Origin of the sequence: Xylophilus sp. ASV27, assembly GCF_016428875.1 — a bacterium.
GTDB lineage: Bacteria > Pseudomonadota > Gammaproteobacteria > Burkholderiales > Burkholderiaceae_C > Xylophilus.
In genome coordinates this window covers 1-20776 of record NZ_JAELTO010000086.1, presented here as the reverse complement: position 1 = coordinate 20776, position 20776 = coordinate 1, and the positions used below count along the sequence as shown (strand labels likewise).

Sequence of the window (20776 nt, the reverse complement as noted above, 5' to 3'; positions counted from 1 at the left end):
CCCCCCCCCCCCCCCCCCCCCCCCCCCCCCCCCCCCCCCCCCCCCCCCCCCTTTTAGATGTGTATAAGAGACAGGTCCAGCGCCGGGGCCGTGGCCGGCGCGCGGGCGGCCGGCGCTTGTGCCGCCGCCGGCAGGGCGGGCAGCAGGCCGAGCGCGGCCAGGATCATGGCGGGCAGGGTGCGAGAGGAAGAGGGTCGATGAGGCATGGCGATGCCGCCCCGTTGCCGGGGCGATGCGGTCAGTGCACGCCGGGCGTGCGGGGGAGGCGCGCAGGCAATGCCTGCGCCGCGGTCACGAAGAGGAGGGGTGCGGGCTTCAGGCCCTGGGCGGGCGCAGCAGGCCCCGGGGCCAGGGGCCGGGCAGGTCCTGGAGCGCACCCGGCGGCCGGCCGTGCGAGGCGACGAGGGCGCTGCGCGCGTCCGGCGCCCACTCGATCATTTCCGTGCGGTCGTCGTTGCTGACCTGCGTGTCCAGCGCCACCTGCGCCGCCGCGGCGCTGAGGTTGCGGGCGTCGGGGCTGGGATGTTCGAACACGATGAGCCCCGCGTCCCCATGCCCGCTGGCCGCCGCCATGGACAGCGCCGGCAGCGCGATGGCCGCCGGCGGCTGCCCGGCCGGGCGCTTGCAGCCGGTGCCGGCCAGCGCGGCAACGGCCAGCACGAGCATCAGCAGGCAGGCGACGAGCAACGGTGGCGAGAGGAGGCGGCGCATCGGTGTGGTGGGTGGCCGGCGGGGCGAAGCAATCATCACGCCATGCCGGAACGGTAGCGATTGTGCATCAAGGCGTGCTTGTCCGTGGAAACAAGGGGACAAACCCTGCGGTGGTCGGCGGAGGCGTATATTTGAGAGGAATGCGCTTGCAGCCCAGGATCCACCTGGGCTATTTGCTATCATTTTGATAGTTGTTGGACGATTCCGCCTGGCGCTCTCCAGGTGCCGGCGGCAGTGGCACGGATGCTGCACCGCCATGGCGCCGCCGCCCGCCGCCCCATGTCCGCCCCCGCCCCCTCCACCCCCGCCCCGGACGAGCCGCCGCGCCCGCAGGCGCCGCTGCAGCGCGTGGTGAAGATCCGCCGCGACTACAACAGCTGGGTCGGCCGCGAGACGATGGAGGACTACGCGCTGCGCTTCACGCCCCGGCACTTCCGCAAGTGGTCCGAGTGGCGCGTGGCCAACACCGCCTTCGGCGCCGCGTCCTTCCTGATCCTGGAGGCGGTCGGCGCCACGCTGCTGGTGCAGTACGGCGCGGCCAACGCCTTCTGGGCGATCCTGGCGACCGGGCTGATCATCTTCCTCGCGGGCCTGCCGATCAGCACCTACGCCGCGCGCTATGGCGTGGACATGGACCTGCTCACGCGCGGCGCGGGCTTCGGCTACATCGGCTCGACCATCACCTCGCTGATCTACGCCTGCTTCACCTTCGTCTTCTTCGCGCTGGAGGCCGCCGTGATGGCCTATGCGCTGGAGCTGGCGCTGGGCATTCCGCCGCGCTGGGGCTACCTGCTCTGTGCGCTGGTGGTGATCCCGCTGGTGACGCACGGCGTGTCGGCCATCAGCCGGCTGCAGTTGTGGACCCAGCCGCTGTGGCTGTGCATGCTGGTCGTGCCCTTCGTCTTCGTGCTGGCGCGCGATCCTGGTGCGTTCTCGGGCATCGCGCACTACGGCGGTGAGGCCGGAGCGGGTGCGGGCTTCCATCTGCCCTTGTTTGGTGCGGCGCTGACGGTGGGCATTGCGCTGATCACCCAGATGGGCGAGCAGGCCGACTACCTGCGCTTCATGCCCGAGCGCCAGCCCGGCCGCGCGCTGCGCTGGTGGCTGGGCGTGCTCGGCGGCGGCCCGGGCTGGGTGCTGCTGGGCGTGGTCAAGATGCTGGGCGGCGCGCTGCTGGCCTGGCTGGCGATCTCGCACAGGGTGCCGGCCGAGCGCGCGGTGGACCCGAACCAGATGTACCTGGCGGCCTACGAGTACGTGTTCCCGCACTACGGCCTGGCGGTGGCGGCCACGGCCATCTTCGTGGTGCTGTCGCAGCTCAAGATCAACGTCACCAACGCCTACGCCGGCTCGCTGGCCTGGAGCAACTTCTTCTCGCGCGTGACCCACAGCCATCCGGGGCGCGTGGTGTGGGTGGTGTTCAACACGCTGATCGCCTTCATGCTGATGGAGATGAACGTGTTCGAGGCCCTGGGCGACGTGCTGGGCCTGTACTCCAACGTCGCCATCGCCTGGATGATGGCGGTGGTGGCCGATCTGGTCATCAACAAGCCGCTGGGCCTGTCGCCACCGGGCATCGAGTTCAAGCGCGCGCACCTGTACGACGTCAACCCGGTGGGCGTGGGCGCGATGGGGCTGGCCTCGGCGCTGTCGATCGCGGCGCACCTGGGCGTGTTCGGGCCCCTGGCGCAAGCGTTCTCGGCGCTGATCGCGCTGGGCACGGCGCTGCTGGCCTCGCCGCTGATCGCCTGGGCCACGCGCGGGCGCTACTACCTGGCGCGGCAGCCCCTGCCACGGGAAGACGGGCCCGCCACCGGCCACCGCCGCCTGCGCTGCGTGGTCTGCGAGCGGGAGTACGAGGGCCCGGACATGGCGCACTGCCCGGCCTACCGCGGCGCCATCTGCTCGCTGTGCTGCACGCTGGACGCGCGCTGCGGCGACCTGTGCAAGCCGCACGCGAGCCTGGCCGCGCAGTGGTCGGCCACGCTGCGCTGGCTGCTGCCGCGGCGCACCTGGCCCTACCTGGACACCGGCCTGGGCCACTTCCTGCTGCTGATGCTGGTGATCGTGCCGCTGCTGGGCGTGGTGTTCGGGCTGCTCTACCGGCAGGAGCTGCGGGCGCTGGGCGAGTCGGTGGTGGCGCACGGCGCGCAGGAGGCGCTGCGCACCGGCTTTCTCAAGGCCTACATGGCGCTGCTGGTGATCTCCGGCGTGGTCGCCTGGTGGCTGGTGCTGGCGCACCAGAGCCGGCGCGTGGCGCAGGAGGAATCCAACCGCCAGACCCACCTGCTGGTGCAGGAGGTGGAGTCGCACCGGCGCACCGACCGCGCGCTGCAGCAGGCGCGCATGGTGGCCGAGGAGGCGCGCCGCGTGGCCGACCAGGCCAACCAGGCCAAGAGCCGCTACATCAGCGCCATCAGCCACGAGCTGCGCACGCCGCTCAACAGCATCCTCGGCTACGCGCAGCTGATGGGCGAGGACCCGGCCGTGCCGCCGCACCGGCGCCAGGCGGTCAACGTCATCAAGCGCGGCGGCGAGCACCTGCTGTCGCTGATCGAAGGCACGCTGGACATCGCCCGCATCGAGTCCGGCAAGCTCACGCTCGCGGTCAGGCCCATGCTGTTCGCCGACTGCCTGCACGAGATGGCCGGCATGTTCGAGCCGCAGGCGCAGGCCAAGGGGCTGGCCTTCCGCTTCGAGGTGCAGGGCAGCCTGCCCGAGCTGGTGCGCGCCGACGAGGGCCGGCTGCGGCAGATCCTGATCAACCTGATCGGCAACGCCATCAAGTTCACGGCCCAGGGCGGGGTGCGGCTGGCGGTGCGCCACGTGCGCGAGATGGCGGTGATCGAGATCGCCGACACCGGCCCCGGCATGTCGCCCGGGGAGCTGGCCCAGGTGTTCGAGCCCTTCACGCGCGGCGCCTCGCCCGGCAGCGCCGCCGCGCCGGCCGCGCCCGGCGCCGGCCTGGGCCTGACCATCGCCAAGATGCTGACCGACCTGATGGGCGGCGAACTGACGGTGGACAGCGCGCCCGGCCAGGGCTCGACCTTCCGCGTGCGGCTGTTCCTGCCCGAGGTGCATGCCGAGCCGGGCCGCCCCGCGCCCCTGGCCGCGCCCCAGGCGCCGCGCCGCGGCTACGCCGGCGCGCGCCGCCGCATCCTGGTGGTGGACAACGAGGAGCCCGACCGCGAGCTGCTGGTGCACCTGCTCGAACCCCTGGGCTTCGAGCTGCGCGCCGCCGCCAGCGGCCACGACTGCCTGGACCTGCTGGCCGCCGGCTACCGGCCCGACGCGGTGCTGATGGATCTGGCCATGCCGGGCATCGACGGCTGGGAGACCATTCGCCGCCTGCGCGCGGCCGGGCATGCGGGCGTGCAGGTGGCGGTGGTGTCGGCCAACGCCTTCGACAAGGGGCTGGACAACGACGCGGGCATACGGCCCGAGGACTTCTTCGTCAAGCCGGTGCGCCACAGCGAGCTGCTCGACTGGCTGGAGCGGCGCCTGGACATCGCCTGGCATGCCGAGCCGCCCGCCGCGGCCACGGCGCCGGCCGCACCGCGGGAAGCGCTGCAACGGCCCGACGCCGCCGCCTGCGCCGCGCTGCGCGAGGTGGTCGAGCTGGGCTACTACCGCGGCATCCTCAACACGCTCGACGACATCGAGCGGCGGCAGCCCGGCTGCGCCGCCTTCGTGCAGGAACTGCGCGCGCTGGCGCGACAATTCCAGTTCGAGGCGATCGGCCGCCGCCTCGCCCTTGAAGACCCGGCCCGCCCCACTGATGGACCCGCTGCCTCTTCCTCCCCCGCCTGACACCAGTGCGCCCGCCCTGGCCCGCAGGCTCGACCGCGCCAGCAGCGAGCTGGTGCTGATCGTGGACGACGTGCCCGACAACCTGGCCGTGCTGCACGACGCGCTGGACGAATCCGGCTACACCGTGCTGGTCGCCACCGGCGGCGAGGCGGCGCTGGCGCGCGCGGCGCAGGCCGGCCCCGACATCGTGCTGCTTGACGCCATGATGCCCGGCATGGACGGCTTCGAGGTCGCGCGCCGGCTCAAGGCCGCGCCGGCCACGGCGCAGATCCCGATCATCTTCATGACCGGCCTGACCGAGACCGAGCACCTGGTGGCCGCGCTGGAGGCCGGCGGCGTGGACTACGTCACCAAGCCGATCCGCCCCAAGGAGGTGCTCGCGCGCATGAACGTGCATCTGCAGGGCGCGCGCGAAAAGCGCCAGCAGGCGCGGCAGGCCGGCCAGGCGCGCAATGCGCTGGACGCCTTCGGCTACGCCAGCATCACCGTGCGCGCCGAGGACGGCCGCCTGATGTGGCAGACCCCGCTGGCGCGCGACCTGCTGCGCGACTACTTCGGCACCAGCGCGCCGGCCACGCCTGCGCCGGTGCTGGACTGGCTGCGCCGCCACCTGGCCGACGCCGAGCGCCAGATCGAGCCGCCGCGCCTGACCTGCGAGCTGGGCGCGCGGCGGCTGACCTTCCGCCTGCACCGCCAGATCGGCGACGAGGACGCCGCGAGCGCGGGCGGCGGCGACTGGCTGATCATCATGCGCGAGGCCGACGACGCGGCCGTGATCGAGGCCATGAGCCTGTCCTTCAAGCTCACCGCGCGCGAGGCCGAGGTGCTCTACTGGGTGGTCAAGGGCAAGATCAACCGCGACATCGCCGACATCCTCGGCGCCAGCCCGGCCACGGTGAAGAAGCACCTGGAGCGCATCCTCGCCAAGCTCGGCGTGGAAACCCGCACCGCGGCCGCCGGCATGGCCATGACGCGCATACGGCAGTTGCATCCGCAGTTCGAGGGATGATCCTTTTGCTATTGATTGTGTAGCATGAAGCCCAGGTGGTTCCTGGGCTTGAGGGGTAAAAGGCCCTCGGCCACGCCTGATGGCCCGCCAGCCCGGTCAGCACAGCCGTGCGGGCGCGAGCCGCGCGGGGTCCAGGCCTTCGGCCTGTAGCGCATCGGGCAGCGGCTCGCCCAGCAGCAGGCTGCGCGCCAGCTGGGCCGCGCCGGCCGCGCTCTGGATGCCATAGCCGCCCTGGGCCGCCAGCCAGAAGAAGCCTTCGTGCCGTGGCTCCCAGCCGATCACCATGTCGCCGTCGGCCACGAAGGAGCGCAGGCCGGCCCAGGCGCGGTGCGGCCGGCGGATGCTCAGGGTGGTGGCCTGCTCGATGTTGTGGATGCCGATGGCCACGTCCAGCTCCTCGGGCACCACGTCGTGCGGGTGCACCGGGTCGGCGTTGGCGGGCGAGCCCAGCAGCAGGCCGGCGTCGGGCTTGAAGTAATAGCTCTCGTCGATGCCGACCACGGCCGGCCAGTGCGCCACGTCCAGGCCCGCGGGCGGCGCGAAGGTGAAGGCGCTGCGGCGCCGCGGCTCCAGGCCGATGCGCGGCACGCCGGCCAGGTCGGCCACGGCGTCGGCCCAGGCGCCGGCGGCGTTGACGATGTGGCGCGCCTGCAGCGCGCTGCCGTCGGCCAGCGTGATGGTCCAGAGGCCCGCGCTGCGCCGCAGGCCGGTGACGTGCGCGTCGGTGCGCAACTGCCCGCCCCGGCGGCGCAGGCCGCGCAGGTAGCCCTGGTGCAGCGCATGCACGTCGATGTCGCTGGCGCCGTCTTCGGCAATGCCCATGGCGGCGGCCTCGGGCCGCAGGCAGGGCACGGCGGCGAGCAGCGCGTCGCGCCCCACGCGCCGCACGTCGCGCGCGCGCTCGGACAGGTCGCGCCAGGCCGCCTCGAACAGCGCGCCCTGGTCCGTGCCGGCCACGTGCAGCACGCCGCGCGGGGTGAGGATCGGGTCGCTGCCGAAGACCTCGGGCGGCGCATCGAAGAAGGGCCGGCTGGCGCGGGTCAGCGCGCGGATCGCGGGCGTGCCGTAGCTCTCCATGTAGAGCGCGGCGGAGCGGCCGGTGGTGTGGTAGCCGGGCTGGTCCTCGCGCTCCAGCAGCACGGTGGGCGCATGGGCGGAGATCTCGTAGCCGGCCGAGGCGCCCGCGATGCCGGCGCCGATGATGGCGAAGTCGAAATGGTCCATGTCAGACGGCTGAGGCAGTGCCGCTGCTGACCGTGGCGTCGAGGACGGGCGGCGCGGTGACGATGGATTTCAGCGCCGGCTCGGCATGGCGCAGCGCGCTGGCGTCGGGAATCGGCCGGCGCAGCGCCGGGTCGCCGGCGAAGGCCTGCTCCATGGCGTGGGCCACGCCCAGCGTATGGCGGTCGGCGCGGAAGCGGCCGACGATCTGCAGCCCGAAGGGCAGTCCGGCGTGGTCGGTGCCGCAGGGCAGGCTGAGCGCGGGGTGCGTGGTCAGCGTGGTGACGTAGGTCAGCGACAGCCAGCGGTAGTAGTTCTCTTGCGCTTGGCCGTTGATGGCGGCCACGTGGGGCTCGGTCCAGGGCATGGGCGAGACCGGCGTGGTGGGCGCCAGGATCACGTCGAACTGCTCGAACGCGGCCTGGAAGCGCTTGAGGATCCGGGTCTGCTCGGCCTGGGCCCAGGCGCAGTCGAGCAGGCGCATGGCCGCGCCCATTTCGTAGTTGGCGCGCGGGTTGGGGCCCAGGCTCGCCGGGTCGCGCTCGTAGGCCTCGCGCATGCCGGCGACGAAGGCCTCGGCGCGCAGCACGTCGAAGCAGCGGTGCACCTCGCCCAGGTCGATGCCGATCGGCTCGCAGCTGCGGAACAGGTGCCTCATCGCGGCGATCCTGTCGCGGAACACGGCGCGGATGCGCTCGTCCACCGCGCAGGCGCCGAAGTCCTCGGTGTAGCCCACGCGCAGGCCGCCCAGGTCCACCTGCTGCGGCTGCAGGAAGGACAGCGGATCGAGCTCGTAGGTGAGCGGGTCGCTGGCCGACAGGCCCGCCGTGGCGGCCAGTTGCAGGCAGGCGTCGGCCACGGTGCGGCCCATGGGGCCGACCACGGAGATCGGCGTCCAGCCCAGCGGCTTGCGCGAGCTGGGCACCACGCCCGGCGAGGGCCGAAAGCCCACCACGCCGCACTTGGCGGCCGGAATGCGCAGCGAGCCGCCGGTGTCCGATCCGGTGCAGACCGGCAGCATGTCCAGCGCCAGCGCGCAGGCCGAGCCGCCGGAGGAGCCGCCGGCGTTCAGGTCGGGATTGAACGGGTTGCCGGTCGCGCCCCAGACCGGGTTGCGCGAGTTGGCGCCGGCGCCCATCTCGGGCACGTTGGTCTTGCCGGCGACGATGGCGCCGGCCGCGCGCAGCCGCGCCACCAGCAGGTTGTCGGCCGCGGGCACGTTGCCGCGGTGAATGGGCGAGCCATAGGTGGTCAGCAGGCCGGCGGTTTCCTCCAGGTCCTTCACGCCCAGCGGCAGGCCGTGCAGCAGGCCCAGCGGGGCGCCGCTGCGCACGGCCTGCTCCGCCGCGCGCGCCTCGGCGCGGGCGCGCTCGAAGCAGGTGGCGGTGACGGCGTTGACGTAAGGGTTCAGCGCCTCGATGCGGGCGATGCAGGCCTCCAGCAGCTCGACCGGCGAGAGCTGCCGGGCGCCGATCAGGCGGCGCTGTTCGGTGGCGGGGAGGGCGACGATGTCTTCAGGGTTCATGCTTGTCTCGTGTAGGGATGTGGCGTTAGCGGCTGAGCCCGCGTGCGCTGATCGGCCAGATGGATTCGACCACGCCGCCACGGAAGCCGACCAGCTCGTCATGCAGGTTGAAGCTCGGGTCGCAGTGGCCGGGCACCAGTTGCAGCACGCTGCCCAGGGGCGGCAGCGCCGCGCCGCCGATGGCCTGGATGATGCCGTGCTCGTCATTGGCCTCTGCGTAGCGCAGCGTGCCGCTGGGCGCGTCCTGCTGCCAGATGGCGGGCAGGCCCGAGTCCACGGCCAGCGACTTGAGCCCGGCGTCGGCCACCACATGGGTGCCGCTGGCCGCGCTCATCACCGTGGTGGCCAGGAACAGGGCGTGCTCGAAGCGCAGGGCGCCGGCATATTCGTTGTCGCCGTAGTCGCGGTCCATGAAGGCATAGGAGCCGGGCTGCACTTCGGTGTAGACGCCGCTGGCCAGGTCGAACTCCACGCTGCCGCTGCCGCCGCCGGTGACCGTGGCGCAGGCCACGCCGGCCTGCGCCAGCGTGGCCACGACCTGGCCGGTGCGCTCGGCCGCCTGCCGTGCGCGGCTGCGGCGCTCGGCATGGGCGCGCAGGTGCTGCACGCCGCCGTGGTAGGCCTGCAGCCCGCGAAAGCCCAGTTGCGGGTGCTGCGCGATCTGCTCCACCAGGCGCAGCACCGCGTCGGCGTCGGCCACGCCGCAGCGGCCCTGGCCGACGTCGATCTCCACGAACACGCCCAGTTCGCTGCCGGCGGCCTGGGCGGCGCCGGCCAGGGCGCGGACCTGCGTGGCATCGTCCACGCACACGCTGATGCGCGCGCGCCGCGCCAGTTGCGCCAGCAGCTGCGCCTTGGCCGGCGCGGCCAGCTGGTTGCTGACGTGGATGTCGGCCACGCCGGCCTGCACGAAGGGAATGGCTTCGCTGGCCTTCTGGCAGCAGATGCCGACCGCGCCGCGCGCCAACTGCGCCAGCGCCACGGCCGGGGTCTTGTGCGCCTTGGCGTGGGGCCGCAGCTGCACGCCGGCGGCGTCGGCCGCGGCCTGCATGCGGTCCAGGTTGCGCTCGAACGCGGCCAGGTCCAGCAGCAGCGCGGGCGTGTCGACGCTGGCCAGCGGCGCGCCCGGCACGGCGGCCGGCGCGAGGGGGAAGGGATCGGCGGCGGCGCCGATGGGCGGGGCGTGCTGCTTCATTCCACTTGGATGTTGGCACGCTGCGCCACTGCGCGCATCAAGGGCATTTCCTTCTCGATCTGCGCGCTGACGGCCGCGCCGTTCCTGTAGCTGGGTTCCATGCCGATCGAGAGGAACTTCTGGCTCACGTCCGGCGCGGCCATGGCGTCGGCCAGGGCCTTCTCCAGCCGGGCCTTGACCTCGGGCGGCAGGCCGCGCGGCGCCACCACCGCTATCCAGGTGTCGGCGTCGAGGTCGAAGCCGTACTCGGCGAAGGTCGGCACGTTGGGCAGCAGCGGCGAGCGCCTGGCGGTGGTGACCGCGATCGCCTTGATCCGGCCGTTCCGGAGCTGCGGGAGGGCGGCCGAAACGGTGTCGACCGAGAACGGCACCTGCCCGCCCATCAGGTCGCTCATGGCCGGCGCGCTGCCCTTGTAGGGCACGTGCGTGAGCCTGGTGCCGGTGGCCTGCAGAATCTGCTCGCCCGTGAACTGCGAGGTGGTGCCGGAGCCGAACGAGGCGTAGGCGTACCTGTCCGGCGCGGCCTTGGCCAGGGCGACGAATTCCTTCGGGTTGCCGGCCGGCACGTCCTTGTTGGCCAGCAGGATCAGGCCGGTGCGCCCGACCATGCCGATCGGCTCGAAGCTCTTCACCGGGTCATAGGGCAGCTTGTGCTGGATCGCCGGGTTGACGGTGAAGGTGCTGCCCGAGCTGATCAGCAGGGTGTAGCCGTCGGCCGGCGCCTTGGCGACGAAGCCCGCGCCGATGATGGTGCCGGCGCCGGCGCGGTTGTCGGCCACCACCGGCTGGCCCAGCCTGTCGGCCAGCGCCTTGGCCACCACGCGCCCGATCACGTCGGTGGCGCCGCCGGGCGGGAACGGGATCACCAGCTGGATCGGCCGCGACGGGTAGGCCATGTCGGCCCAGGCCGGGGCCACGGCGGCCAGGGTCGCCACGAGGGCGCAGGCGAGAACGGAAATTCGCTTTTTCATATGCGGGTTTTGCGGGGAGTGGAAGAAAAGGGTGCGAGCGCGGCGCCGCGCGCGTGGAAACGGGCATATTCCTCGTCGGGCACGAACAGCCCGCCGGTGGTCCAGGCGATGTGGGTGGCCTGCGGCATCCGCGCTTGCAGCCGGTGCCGGTGCAGGTAGGCCTGGCCGGAGGATGTGCCGCGCAGCATGGCCGGTCCGCCCAGGCCGGCCGCGGCCGAGGGCTCGATGCGGATGTTCTCGGTGGCGGCGATCTGGTGCAGCAGTTGGAACAGCGTCTCGTCCTCGACCGTGTACACGCCCGACAGCAAGGACTGCACCGCGGCGGCGGCGAGTTCGGAGGCGCGCGGCACCGCCAGGCCGTCGGCCTCGGTGTGGTTGTCCAGCCCGATGTCGTAGACCGACGGGTTGGCGCCCAGGCCGGCAAACGCCGGAGTGCCCGCCAGCATCTGGAGCAGGAAGCAGGGCGAGCGCGTGGGCTCGGCAAAGAAACAGTGCGCGTGCGGCCCGTAGATCTGCGACAGCCCCAGCGCAATGCCCGCCGGGGCGCCGCCCACGCCGCAGGGCAGGTAGACGAACAGCGGGTGCGCGGCGTCCACCTTGCGGCCCAGCGCGTCGAGCTGGCGCGCCAGTTGCGGCGCGGCCGCCGCATAGCCCAGCAGCAGCGAGCGCGAGCGCTCGTCATCGACGAAGTGGCAGGCCGGATCGGCCTCGGCGGCACGGCGGCCGGCGGCGACGGCCTCGGCGTAGTCGCCGGCGTGCTCGAGCACCTCCACGCCGCGGCGGCGCAGGCGCTCCTTCTTCCATTCCTTGGCGTCGGCCGACATGTGCACCACCGCCCGAAAGCCCAGCGCCGAGGCCATGACGCCGATCGCCAGGCCCAGGTTGCCGGTCGAGCCCACGGCGACCTGGTGGCGGGCGAACAGCGCGCGCGCCGTGTCCGAGGCCAGCGCACGGTAGTCGCCCTCGGGCGCCAGCAGCCCATGGCGCAGGGCCAGCGATTCGGCATGTTCCAGCACCTCGTGGATGCCGCCGCGCGCCTTGATCGAGCCGGCCACCGGCAGGGCGTGGTCGGCCTTGACCAGCAGGGCGCCGAAGTCCGGCGGCAGCGCCAGCGCCTGCTGCAACTGCGGCACCGGCAGCAGATCGGACTCGATCACGCCCGCGCTCGGCGCCAGTTCGGGAAACAGCAGCGCCATCAGCGGGGCGAAGCGGCGCAAGCGGGCCGCCGCGGCATCAACATCAGCAGGGCTAATGCGGGAGTCCTGCTCCCCGCTGCCGCGCCGCTCCGAGGTCCAGAGCACCGGGCGGCCGTGCTTCAGCTCGCCGAGCGGATGGCGCGCTTCGTTCTGGTGCGGGGATGATCGGGGTGCGGCGGAGAGCAGGCTGGATTCGTTCATGGTGGCCAACAGGACAGGAGCCGCCATTGTTGGACGCCCGGCGCCGCGCCACAACGCATTTATAGTCCTGGCGGAATTAGCCTTACTAATGAACTTATGGACACTCGCCTTACCCCCTCGCTGCTTGCATGGTTACGGTGCTTCGAGGCTGCCGCCCGGTGCATGAGTTTCACCAAGGCCGCCTCGGAACTGTGCATCACCCAGGGCGCGGTCAGCCAGCAGGTCAAGCTGCTGGAGGAATGGCTGCGGCGCCCCCTGTTCCTGCGCACGCCGCGCGCGCTGCTGCCCACGCCCGAGGGCCAGTGGCTGGCGGTGGTGTTGCGCGAATCCTTCCAGGCCATCGAAGGCACGCTCACGCAGTTGCGCAGCCCCTCGCCGGACCACGGGCTGGCGCTGAGCTGCGCGCCCTCGTTTGCCATGGGCTGGCTCACGCCGCGGCTGGGCGACTTCTACCGCGCCCATCCCGAGGTCGGCCTGCGCGTGATCGCCGAGTTCCACGTGCTGGACCGCGAACGCATGGCGCGCGACGACCTGGCCGCGGCCGTGCGTTTCGACCTGGGCCAGTACCGCGACCTGCAGGCCACCGAGTTCCTGGACGAATGGCTGCTGCCCGTGGCCAGCCCGGCGTTCCTGGCGGCCCACCCCGCGCTGCGCACGCCGGCCGACCTGCGCGCGCCGATGCTGCTGCACGACGCCAGCGCCTGGGTCGGCGCGGACCCGTGCGAGGAATGGGCGCACTGGCTGCGCGCGGCCGAGGCCGAGCTGCCGCAACTGGCCCAGCAGGGCCATCACTTCAACCTGTCGCAACTCGCGCTGGCCGCGGCGCTCACGGGGCAGGGCATCGCCATCGGACGCGCGGCGCTGGTGCTCGACGACCTGGTCGCCGGCCGGCTGGTGGCGCCGTTCGCGCTGCCGGTGCGCTCGCGCGCGTCCTACCACTTCGTATCGGTGCCGCAGCCCGGCGCGCACACCGTGCTGGTGCAGGCCTGGATCGCGGCGCAGGCGGCGCGGTTCCGGGCGGAGCGGGACCGCGTGCTGGGGCTCTAGCCCCAGGAAATACCAGCAAAAAGCGCCTGCAGCCCAGGAAGAACCTGGGCTTTCAGCTATTTATTTGATAGTGATCGACGTGGCCTCTGAAGAAGCCTCCTCAGGCCGCCTTCAGCGTTGCCATGTCGACGACGAAGCGGTACTTCACGTCGCTCTTCAACATGCGCTCGTAGGCGGTGTTGATCTCGTCCATGCGGATCGCCTCGATGTCCGAGACGATGCCGTGCCGGGCGCAGAAGTCCAGCATCTCCTGCGTCTGCCTGATGCCGCCGATCAGCGAGCCGGCCAGGCGGCGGCGCTTCATGATCAGGCTGAATACGTTGGGCGAGGGGTGCGGGCGGTCGGGCGCGCCGACCAGGGTCATGGTGCCGTCGAGCTTGAGCAGGGCCAGGAAGGCGTCCAGGTCGTGCGGCGCGGCCACGGTGTCGAGGATGAAGTCGAGGCTGCCGGCATGCGCGGCCATCTCGTCGGGGTTGCGGGACACCACGACCTCCTTGGCGCCCAGGCGCAGCGCGTCCTCGCGCTTGCCCGCCGAGGTGGTGAACAGCACCACGTGCGCGCCCATGGCCGCGGCGATCTTCACGCCCATGTGGCCGAGCCCGCCCAGGCCGACGATGCCGACCTTGCTGCCCGGGCCCACGTTCCATTGGCGCAGCGGGGAGTAGGTGGTGATGCCGGCGCACAGCAGCGGCGCCACGGCGGCCAGCGCGCCTTCGTCGTGCGAGATCTTCAGCACGAAGGATTCGCGCACCACCATGTGGTCGGAGTAGCCGCCGTAGGTGTTGGCGCCGGTGCCCTGTTCAGGGCCGTTGTAGGTGCCGGTGAAGCCGTTGTCGCAGTACTGCTCCAGGCCATCGGCGCAGGGCTGGCAGTGCTGGCAGCTGTCGACCATGCAGCCCACGCCGACCAGGTCGCCGACCTTGAACTTGCTGACCAGGTCGCCCACGGCGGTGACGCGGCCGACGATCTCGTGGCCCGGCATGGTGGGGTAGACGGTGTTGTGCCATTCATTGCGCGCGGTGTGCAGGTCCGAGTGGCAGACGCCGCAGTGCAGCACGTCGAGCGCGACGTCCAGCGGGCCGGGGGCGCGCCGCTCGAAGCTGAAGGGCGCCAGTGCAGCGGTGGAGGAGGTGGCGGCGTAGCCGTGGGCTGTGGTCATGGCAATAGAAGTCAGTGGCGAAAGAGGCGACCCTATTCCTTTGCGGCGAGCCGCGTGTGACGGTGCGTGACAAGATAAAGCCGCACATAGCCTGCCGCTGCAATAATCGTGACAAAACGTTGCTCACCCCATTGCAAGTTCAATCCGAACAGTGCGGGGATCTTCGGAGTGACGAAACATCAACAAAGGGGCTCCCTATGTCACCTCATCGACTCTCTCAATGGATCGGCTGCTTGTGGGGCATGTTGGTGGTCATGGCACCAGGTATGGTGCAGGCGATGCCTGAGGGTCCAGGCATCGAAGTCGCACCGATGGAGTACACGCAAGCGGCCGCACCAGCAGGCAGCGCCCTGACAGGGTGGTACTGGAACCCCGAAGAAGACGGCACCGGCTTTTTCTTCGAGCGGCAAGGCAATACCGCATTCGCCGCTTTCTTCATGTACGAAGAGGGCACAGGCAAGGCCATTTGGTACACCACCTCCGGCGTTCTCGACGCTGGCAGTGACGGAAGCGCCGTGCTGTCATCCATTTTGCAGCGCTTCAGCGGTGGACAGTCGCTGGGCGCTCCCTATCGGGCAGCCGCCGCCACGGACGTGGGCCGCATCACCATGAGATTCCAAGGGGCGCAAGCCACGGTGCAGTTCCCCGGGCGGCTCATGCATGCCACACGCTTTCTGTTCGGCTCCTCTATGGCTTCAGCGGTTGCACACCCCGAGACCGGTTGGTATTGGGACCCTGCACAGGGCGGGCGCGGCTACGCGCTGGAGATGCAGGGCAATGCGCTGTTTATGGCCATGTTCCACTACAACGCCGACGGCAGTCCCACATGGCATACCGTGGGCGGCTACTGGGGCGAAGGCGTGTTCCAGGCGCCGTTCATGGCCTCCACGGGCGGGCAGACGTTGGTCGGCACGTATGCCAAGCCGCAGCCCCCGGTGCCCCAAGGCCAGCTTGCGCTTGACTTCAGCGATTCGTGTGGCGGGATACTTCGGCTGCCTGACGCGAGTGCCGTTGCGGTGCGGCGCTTCGCTTTCGGCGATATTCCCGCGGGCGCCGCGTGCCGTACCGAGTCCGCGTTTTCTGCCGCCAACGCTTCGACATCCTACAAATACCAGAACCGGCCCGAACCGACCGACATCGGAACACTGCTGACACGCAACGGCATTTATGGCCAGTACTTCGATGCTCGCCAATTCGTGGACCTGGACGGCGATGGCATCAGTGAACTGATCATCGCGTCCGGCAAGGATTCACAGGATGCGGAGCCTGTGCGCATTTTCAAAAAGCAGATGGACGGCAGCTATGCCATCGCAACCACATCGTTCTTCGATGGGCCGCTACCCTCGCAAATCCATCCACGCAAGCTGCTGGTGGCCGACTTCAACGGCGACGGCCGGCCTGACCTTTACTTCATCGACCATGGCTATGACCATCCGCCGTTTCCCGGTGCGCAGAACGTGCTGGCACTCAGCAATCCGGCAACAGGCAGACTCTCCATCAAGAGCATCAACGGCAGCAAGGCACAGTTTCACCATTGCGCCGCTGCAGGCGACGTGGACAACAACGGAAGCGTCGACATCTTCGCGTGCAGCAACAGCTACCAGAGCACACCCGGCAACGACCAGAATCCCTACTTGCTGCTGAACGATGGCAGCGGCAACATGGCGATCTCCAGGGCGGGGGTGCCGGCCAGCCTGCGCCAGACGGGTGGCCTCTATGCTGCGGAACTGGTCGACGCCGATGGCGACGGCAACCTGGACCTCATCATCGGCGACCATGCATACGACAGCGGGCTGCGTCGCGACGTGAACCGCACCACCATCTTCTGGGGCGACGGCTCAGGCATGTTCACCGATGCGCGCGCCACCCGTCTGCCTGTCAACGAGTCCTTCCCTGTGACGTATGACATCAAGGCAGAGGACATTGACGGCGACGGCCAGCGCGAGATCGTATTGCTGACCGTGTCTGCGCAACTGCAGGGCTACTACCTGCAGATCTTCAAAAGAACCGGACCGCGCCAGTACGCAGACCAGTCAGTCCCCCGCATCATCAAGACGCCCACGACCTGGCAAGGCAACACGGCAAATTTCGCGCCTTGGATCCGTCTGGCAGATATCGACGGTGATGGCGATCTGGACATCTCCATTGGCGACAGCAGCGGCCAGATACCCGCGCGCCGGCTGCGCTGGCGCAACGATGGCACGGGCACGTTCGACTTCATCAATTGAACGTTTTTGTGGGCTCGGCGTGCCGGGCTCTTCAGGCGTTGCGACCCAGCGTCACGGCCGCGTGTCTTCACCCGGCATACGCCACCCGGCGTATATCGCCCGAGGGGGGCAATCCCTAGCATCCCTTCCATCGCCGCACATGGCTGCCCGCTCCGGGCAGGCGGGCGGCGACCGAATTCCCCCTCACTTCTGGAGAGATGCAATGCAACGTCGATTCACCCTCAAGGCGCTCACCGCCGCCGTCGCGCTGGCCGGTCTTTCCGCTGCGCCGGCCTTTGCCGCCGACACCATCAAGGTCGGCATCCTGCACTCGCTGTCGGGCACCATGGCGATCTCCGAGACGGCGCTCAAGGACATGGCGCTGATGACCATCGACGAGATCAACGCCCAGGGCGGCGTGCTGGGCAAGAAGCTGGAGGCGGTGGTGGTCGATCCGGCCTCCAACTGGCCGCTGTTCGCCGAGAAGACCAAGCAGTTGCTGGGCCAGGACAAGGTGGCCGTGATCTTCGGCTGCTGGACCAGCGTGAGCCGCAAGTCGGTGCTGCCGGTGGTCGAGGAAATGAACGGCCTGCTGTTCTACCCGGTGCAGTACGAGGGCGAGGAGCTGTCCAAGAACGTGTTCTACACCGGCGCCGCGCCCAACCAGCAGGCCATCCCCGCGGTCGAATACCTGATGAGCAAGGCCGGCGGCGGCGCCAAGCGCTTCGTGCTGCTGGGCACCGACTACGTCTACCCGCGCACCACCAACAAGATCCTGCGCGCCTTCCTCAAGAGCAAGGGCGTGAAGGACAGCGACATCGACGAGAAGTACACCCCCTTCGGCCACAGCGACTACCAGACCATCGTCGCCGACATCAAGAAGTTCTCGCAGGGCGGCAAGACGGCGGTGATCTCCACCATCAACGGCGACTCCAACGTGCCCTTCTACAAGGAACTGGGCAACGCCGGCCTGAAGGCCAAGGACGTGCCGGTGGTGGCCTTCTCGGTCGGCGAAGAAGAGCTGCGCGGTGTCGACACCAAGCCGCTGGTGGGCCACCTGGCCGCATGGAACTACTTCATGTCGATCAAGAACCCGACCAACGCCGCCTTCATCAAGCAGTGGAGCGAGTACGCGAAGGCCAAGAAGCTGCCCGGCCAGATGGACAAGCCGCTGACCAACGACCCGATGGAGGCCACCTACATCGGCATGCACATGTGGAAGCAGGCCGTCGAGAAGGCCAAGAGCACCGACACCGACAAGGTCATCGCCGCCATGGCCGGCCAGACCTTCAAGGCGCCGGACGGCTTCACGGTCGAGATGGACCCGAAGAACCACCACCTGCACAAGCCGGTGTTCATCGGCGAGATCAAGGCCGACGGCCAGTTCGGCGTGGTGTGGAAGACGCCCGCGCCGATCAAGGCCCAGCCCTGGAGCCCGTACATCGAGGGCAACGACAAGAAGCCGGACTACCCGGCGGGCAAGTCGGCTTCCTGAGCGCCTTCAGGCATGACCGGGCCCGTTCCCCGCATGGAGGGCGGGCCCTTTCTCTTGTGATGTCCACCCGAGGTTCCCGATGCTGCGCAGAACGATAGAGGCGGCGCGAAGGGCCGCCGTGCTGGCCGCCGTGCTGCTGGCCGGCGCCGCGCATGCGCTCACGCCCGCCGAGGCCACGGCCATGGCCACCGGCGACACCGACGAGCGCGTGGCCGCCATCAACCGGGCGGTGCCGGGCGCCGACGCCAGGACCATGGCCTTCTTCCAGGCCCTGGCCGACGACGCGGTCAAGACCTCGGGCAGCCGCGTCTACGTGCTCCGGGACGACAAGGGCTACGACCCGGTGACCGGCGCCGAACTGAAGGTGCCGGAGGACGCCGAGGACGTGGTCAACAACAACCTGCTGCGCAGCACGCTGGACACGGCCATGGCCGCGCTGCAGCTCGCCAGCCCCGACGACAAGGTGCGCGCCGGCGCGGTGCAGGTACTGCTCAACGAGCCCGACGAATCGCGCCTGCCGTTGGTGGAGAAGGCGCTGGCGGCCGAGCGGGTGCCGGCCATCAGGGCCCGGCTGGAGCGCGTGCGCGCGGCCAGCATGCTCGACAGCGCCGACAGGGCGCATCGGCTGGAGGCCGCCGCAACCCTGGCGGACAGCGGCAGTCCCGAGGTCAAGCTGCTGCTCAACGAGCGCCTGGCCAAGGAGGAGGACGCAGGCGTCAAGGCCGCGCTGCTGGCCGCGGTGCGCAGCATCGACGGCCGCCTGGTCTGGGGCGACCGCATCAACGCCATCTTCAGCGGCCTCAGCCTGGGCTCGGTGCTGCTGCTGGCCGCGCTCGGCCTGGCCATCACCTACGGGCTGATGGGCGTCATCAACATGGCGCACGGCGAGCTGATGATGATCGGCGCCTACGCGACCTACGTGGTGCAGGGCCTGTTCCAGCGCTACCTGCCCGAGTCCTGGTTCGGCGGCTACCTGGTGGCGGCCATTCCCGTGGCCTTCCTGGCCTCGGCGCTGGTCGGCGCGGTGATCGAGCGCGGCGTGATCCGCTTCCTCTACGGCCGCCCGCTGGAGACGCTGCTGGCCACCTGGGGCATCAGCCTGATGCTGCAGCAGGGCGTGCGCACGCTGTTCGGCGCGCAGAACGTGGGCGTGGAGAACCCCTCGTGGATGAGCGGCGGCTTCACCATGCTGGGCAACGTGGCGCTGCCCTGGAACCGCATCTGCATCATCGTCTTCGCCGGGCTGGTGCTGCTGGCCATGGCCTGGCTGATCGGGCGCACGCGGCTCGGGCTGTTCGTGCGCGGCGTCACGCAGAACCGGCCGATCGCCTCGTGCATGGGCGTGAACACGGCGCGGGTCGACACCTACGCCTTCGCGCTGGGCTCGGGCATCGCGGGCCTGGCCGGCTGCGCGCTGAGCCAGATCGGCAACGTCGGGCCCGACCTGGGCCAGGGCTACATCGTGGACTCGTTCATGGTGGTGGTGCTCGGCGGCGTCGGCCAGCTCGCCGGCACGGTGTACGCGGCCATGGGCCTGGGCATCCTCAACAAGTTCCTCGAAGGCTGGACCGGCGCGGTGCTGGCCAAGATCGCGGTGCTGGTCTTCATCATCATCTTCATCCAGAAGCGGCCCCAGGGCATCTTCGCCGTGAAGGGGCGAGAGGCATGACACACCCCCAGGCTTCGCACTCCGCGTCTTCGCCGACCCCCTTGCTGGGGGCGACGCCGGCGGCCCGGCAAAGCCGGTTCCGCGGCGTCCTGCGGGAAAACCAACGCATCCGTTCGCTGTCGTGCCCATGAACCATTCCATCCTTCCACCCAAGGCGCCGCTGCTGACCCGCACCGGCTGGAGCGCCTTCTTCGCCGCGCTGATCGCGGTCTGCGCGCTGGCGCCGCTCATGAACCTGTGGCTGCCGCCGGGCAGCGCGCTGCACCTGAGCGACTACGGCGTGGCACTGCTCGGCAAGATCATGTGCTATGCCATCGTCGCGCTGGCCATGGACCTGATCTGGGGCTACACCGGCATCCTGTCGCTCGGCCACGGGCTGTTCTTCGCGCTTGGCGGCTACGTCATGGGCATGTACCTGATGCGCCAGATCGGCCGCGACGGCAACTACAAGAGCGACCTGCCCGACTTCATGGTGTTCCTCGACTGGAAGGAGCTGCCCTGGCACTGGGCGCTGTCCGACAGCTTCGCCGCCACGCTGGTGCTGGTGGCGGCGGTGCCGGGCGTGGTGGCCTTCGTGTTCGGCTACTTCGCCTTCCGCTCGCGCATCAAGGGGGTGTACTTCTCCATCATCACGCAGGCCATGACCTTCGCCGCCATGCTGCTGTTCTTCCGCAACGAGACCGGCTTCGGAGGCAACAACGGCTTCACCGACTTCAAGCGCATCCTGGGCCTGCCCATCGCCACGCAGGGCATGCGCATGACGCTGTTCGTGCTCACCGGCTGCACGCTGCTGGTCTTCTTCCTGTTCGCGCGCTGGCTGGTGCGCAGCAAGTTCGGCCGGGTGCTGCAGGCCATCCGCGACGCCGAGACGCGCGTCATGTTCTGCGGCTACAACCCGCTGCCCTACAAGCTCACCATCTGGGTCATCTCGGCCGTGATGTGCGGCGTGGCCGGGGCGCTGTACGTGCCGCAGGTGGGCATCATCAACCCGGGCGAGATGAGCACCGCGGCCTCGATCGAGATGGCCGTCTGGACGGCGGTCGGCGGCCGCGCCACGCTGGTCGGCCCGATCCTGGGCGCCTTCCTGGTCAACGGCGCCAAGAGCTGGCTCACCGTGGTGGCGCCCGAGTTCTGGCTGTACTTCCTGGGCGCGCTGTTCATCGCCTGTCTCTTATACACATCTCCGAGCCCACGAGACCGTACAGGAAATCGCGTATGCCGTCTTCTGCTTGAAAAAGGGGGGGGGGGGGGGGGGGGGGGGGGGGGGGGGGGGGGGGGGGGGGGGGGGGGGGGGGGGGGGGGGGGGGGGGGGGGGGGGGGGGGGGGGGGGGGGGGGGGGGGGGGGGGGGGGGGGGGGGGG

At 70.3% G+C, this 20776-nt stretch carries 15 protein-coding genes; 7 read left to right on the top strand and 8 right to left on the bottom strand.

Going from position 1 to position 20776, the window contains the following annotated elements:
* Positions 1-53: 53 nt before the first annotated feature.
* Together JHD63_RS16670 and JHD63_RS16665 are read right to left on the bottom strand one after the other, a co-directional pair.
* Positions 54-206, bottom strand: a complete 153-nt coding sequence (locus JHD63_RS16670) for a hypothetical protein (protein ID WP_198971931.1) — start codon at positions 204-206, stop codon at positions 54-56.
* Between the two features lie 109 nt (positions 207-315).
* Complete coding sequence (locus tag JHD63_RS16665; RefSeq protein ID WP_198971930.1) at positions 316-711, bottom strand: hypothetical protein; 396 nt, start codon at positions 709-711, stop codon at positions 316-318.
* Positions 712-990: 279 nt separating this feature from the next.
* Between JHD63_RS16665 and JHD63_RS16660 the strand changes: the two genes are divergently transcribed.
* Entirely contained in the window at positions 991-4521 is a 3531-nt protein-coding gene (locus JHD63_RS16660; RefSeq protein WP_198971929.1) for a hybrid sensor histidine kinase/response regulator, read from the top strand.
* Positions 4490-5530 (top strand): response regulator transcription factor, encoded by a 1041-nt coding sequence (locus JHD63_RS16655; protein ID WP_198971928.1) that lies wholly within the window; start codon positions 4490-4492, stop codon positions 5528-5530. The genes JHD63_RS16660 and JHD63_RS16655 overlap by 32 nt, the downstream gene beginning before the upstream one ends.
* A gap of 96 nt (positions 5531-5626) precedes the next feature.
* Here JHD63_RS16655 and JHD63_RS16650 read toward each other — a convergent pair whose 3' ends face one another.
* From JHD63_RS16650 to JHD63_RS16630, 5 genes are read right to left on the bottom strand one after another with little or no spacing between them, the layout of a single operon-like run.
* Entirely contained in the window at positions 5627-6754 is a 1128-nt protein-coding gene (locus JHD63_RS16650) for an NAD(P)/FAD-dependent oxidoreductase (RefSeq protein WP_198971927.1), read from the bottom strand.
* Between the two features lies 1 nt (position 6755).
* Positions 6756-8276: an amidase gene (locus JHD63_RS16645; protein ID WP_198971926.1), complete on the bottom strand. Its 1521-nt coding sequence runs from the start codon at positions 8274-8276 to the stop codon at positions 6756-6758.
* 25 nt (positions 8277-8301) lie between these two features.
* Entirely contained in the window at positions 8302-9471 is a 1170-nt protein-coding gene (locus JHD63_RS16640; RefSeq protein ID WP_198971925.1) for a DSD1 family PLP-dependent enzyme, read from the bottom strand.
* Positions 9468-10442 (bottom strand): Bug family tripartite tricarboxylate transporter substrate binding protein, encoded by a 975-nt coding sequence (locus tag JHD63_RS16635; RefSeq protein ID WP_198971924.1) that lies wholly within the window; start codon positions 10440-10442, stop codon positions 9468-9470. Before JHD63_RS16635 ends, JHD63_RS16640 begins: the two co-directional genes overlap by 4 nt.
* The gene (locus tag JHD63_RS16630; RefSeq protein ID WP_198971923.1) at positions 10439-11839 is read right to left on the bottom strand and encodes a D-serine ammonia-lyase; all 1401 of its coding nucleotides are present in this window, start codon (positions 11837-11839) and stop codon (positions 10439-10441) included. The genes JHD63_RS16635 and JHD63_RS16630 overlap by 4 nt, the downstream gene beginning before the upstream one ends.
* A gap of 96 nt (positions 11840-11935) precedes the next feature.
* Between JHD63_RS16630 and JHD63_RS16625 the strand changes: the two genes are divergently transcribed.
* Positions 11936-12886 carry a LysR family transcriptional regulator gene (locus tag JHD63_RS16625; RefSeq protein ID WP_198971922.1) on the top strand — a complete coding sequence of 317 codons (951 nt, stop codon included), beginning with the start codon at positions 11936-11938 and terminating at the stop codon, positions 12884-12886.
* 100 nt (positions 12887-12986) lie between these two features.
* Here JHD63_RS16625 and JHD63_RS16620 read toward each other — a convergent pair whose 3' ends face one another.
* Positions 12987-14045, bottom strand: coding sequence for an NAD(P)-dependent alcohol dehydrogenase (locus tag JHD63_RS16620; protein WP_198971921.1), 1059 nt, complete (start codon positions 14043-14045; stop codon positions 12987-12989).
* A 242-nt stretch (positions 14046-14287) separates the two neighbouring features.
* Between JHD63_RS16620 and JHD63_RS16615 the strand changes: the two genes are divergently transcribed.
* The 4 genes from JHD63_RS16615 to urtC form a co-directional block, all read left to right on the top strand.
* Positions 14288-16273, top strand: a complete 1986-nt coding sequence (locus JHD63_RS16615) for an FG-GAP repeat domain-containing protein (protein WP_233168292.1) — start codon at positions 14288-14290, stop codon at positions 16271-16273.
* A gap of 202 nt (positions 16274-16475) precedes the next feature.
* Positions 16476-17747: an urea ABC transporter substrate-binding protein gene (gene urtA / locus JHD63_RS16610; protein WP_198971919.1), complete on the top strand. Its 1272-nt coding sequence runs from the start codon at positions 16476-16478 to the stop codon at positions 17745-17747.
* A gap of 79 nt (positions 17748-17826) precedes the next feature.
* Positions 17827-19416 (top strand): urea ABC transporter permease subunit UrtB, encoded by a 1590-nt coding sequence (gene urtB / locus JHD63_RS16605; RefSeq protein ID WP_198971918.1) that lies wholly within the window; start codon positions 17827-17829, stop codon positions 19414-19416.
* 127 nt (positions 19417-19543) lie between these two features.
* A partial coding sequence (urtC, locus tag JHD63_RS16600) for an urea ABC transporter permease subunit UrtC (protein ID WP_198971917.1) occupies positions 19544-20776 on the top strand: 1233 nt, incomplete at its 3' end.

What these genes read in the sequence shown, in the direction of transcription:
- JHD63_RS16640 (WP_198971925.1), bottom strand. Translation starts at nt 9,471, where the DNA reads ATGAAGCAGCACGCCCCGCCCATCGGCGCCGCCGCCGATCCCTTCCCC.
- JHD63_RS16645 (WP_198971926.1), bottom strand. Translation starts at nt 8,276, where the DNA reads ATGAACCCTGAAGACATCGTCGCCCTCCCCGCCACCGAACAGCGCCGC.
- JHD63_RS16620 (WP_198971921.1), bottom strand. Translation starts at nt 14,045, where the DNA reads ATGACCACAGCCCACGGCTACGCCGCCACCTCCTCCACCGCTGCACTG.
- JHD63_RS16650 (WP_198971927.1), bottom strand. Translation starts at nt 6,754, where the DNA reads ATGGACCATTTCGACTTCGCCATCATCGGCGCCGGCATCGCGGGCGCC.
- urtB (WP_198971918.1), top strand. Translation starts at nt 17,827, where the DNA reads ATGCTGCGCAGAACGATAGAGGCGGCGCGAAGGGCCGCCGTGCTGGCC.
- JHD63_RS16670 (WP_198971931.1), bottom strand. Translation starts at nt 206, where the DNA reads ATGCCTCATCGACCCTCTTCCTCTCGCACCCTGCCCGCCATGATCCTG.
- JHD63_RS16625 (WP_198971922.1), top strand. Translation starts at nt 11,936, where the DNA reads ATGGACACTCGCCTTACCCCCTCGCTGCTTGCATGGTTACGGTGCTTC.
- JHD63_RS16655 (WP_198971928.1), top strand. Translation starts at nt 4,490, where the DNA reads ATGGACCCGCTGCCTCTTCCTCCCCCGCCTGACACCAGTGCGCCCGCC.
- JHD63_RS16665 (WP_198971930.1), bottom strand. Translation starts at nt 711, where the DNA reads ATGCGCCGCCTCCTCTCGCCACCGTTGCTCGTCGCCTGCCTGCTGATG.
- JHD63_RS16660 (WP_198971929.1), top strand. Translation starts at nt 991, where the DNA reads ATGTCCGCCCCCGCCCCCTCCACCCCCGCCCCGGACGAGCCGCCGCGC.
- JHD63_RS16630 (WP_198971923.1), bottom strand. Translation starts at nt 11,839, where the DNA reads ATGAACGAATCCAGCCTGCTCTCCGCCGCACCCCGATCATCCCCGCAC.
- JHD63_RS16615 (WP_233168292.1), top strand. Translation starts at nt 14,288, where the DNA reads ATGTTGGTGGTCATGGCACCAGGTATGGTGCAGGCGATGCCTGAGGGT.
- urtA (WP_198971919.1), top strand. Translation starts at nt 16,476, where the DNA reads ATGCAACGTCGATTCACCCTCAAGGCGCTCACCGCCGCCGTCGCGCTG.
- JHD63_RS16635 (WP_198971924.1), bottom strand. Translation starts at nt 10,442, where the DNA reads ATGAAAAAGCGAATTTCCGTTCTCGCCTGCGCCCTCGTGGCGACCCTG.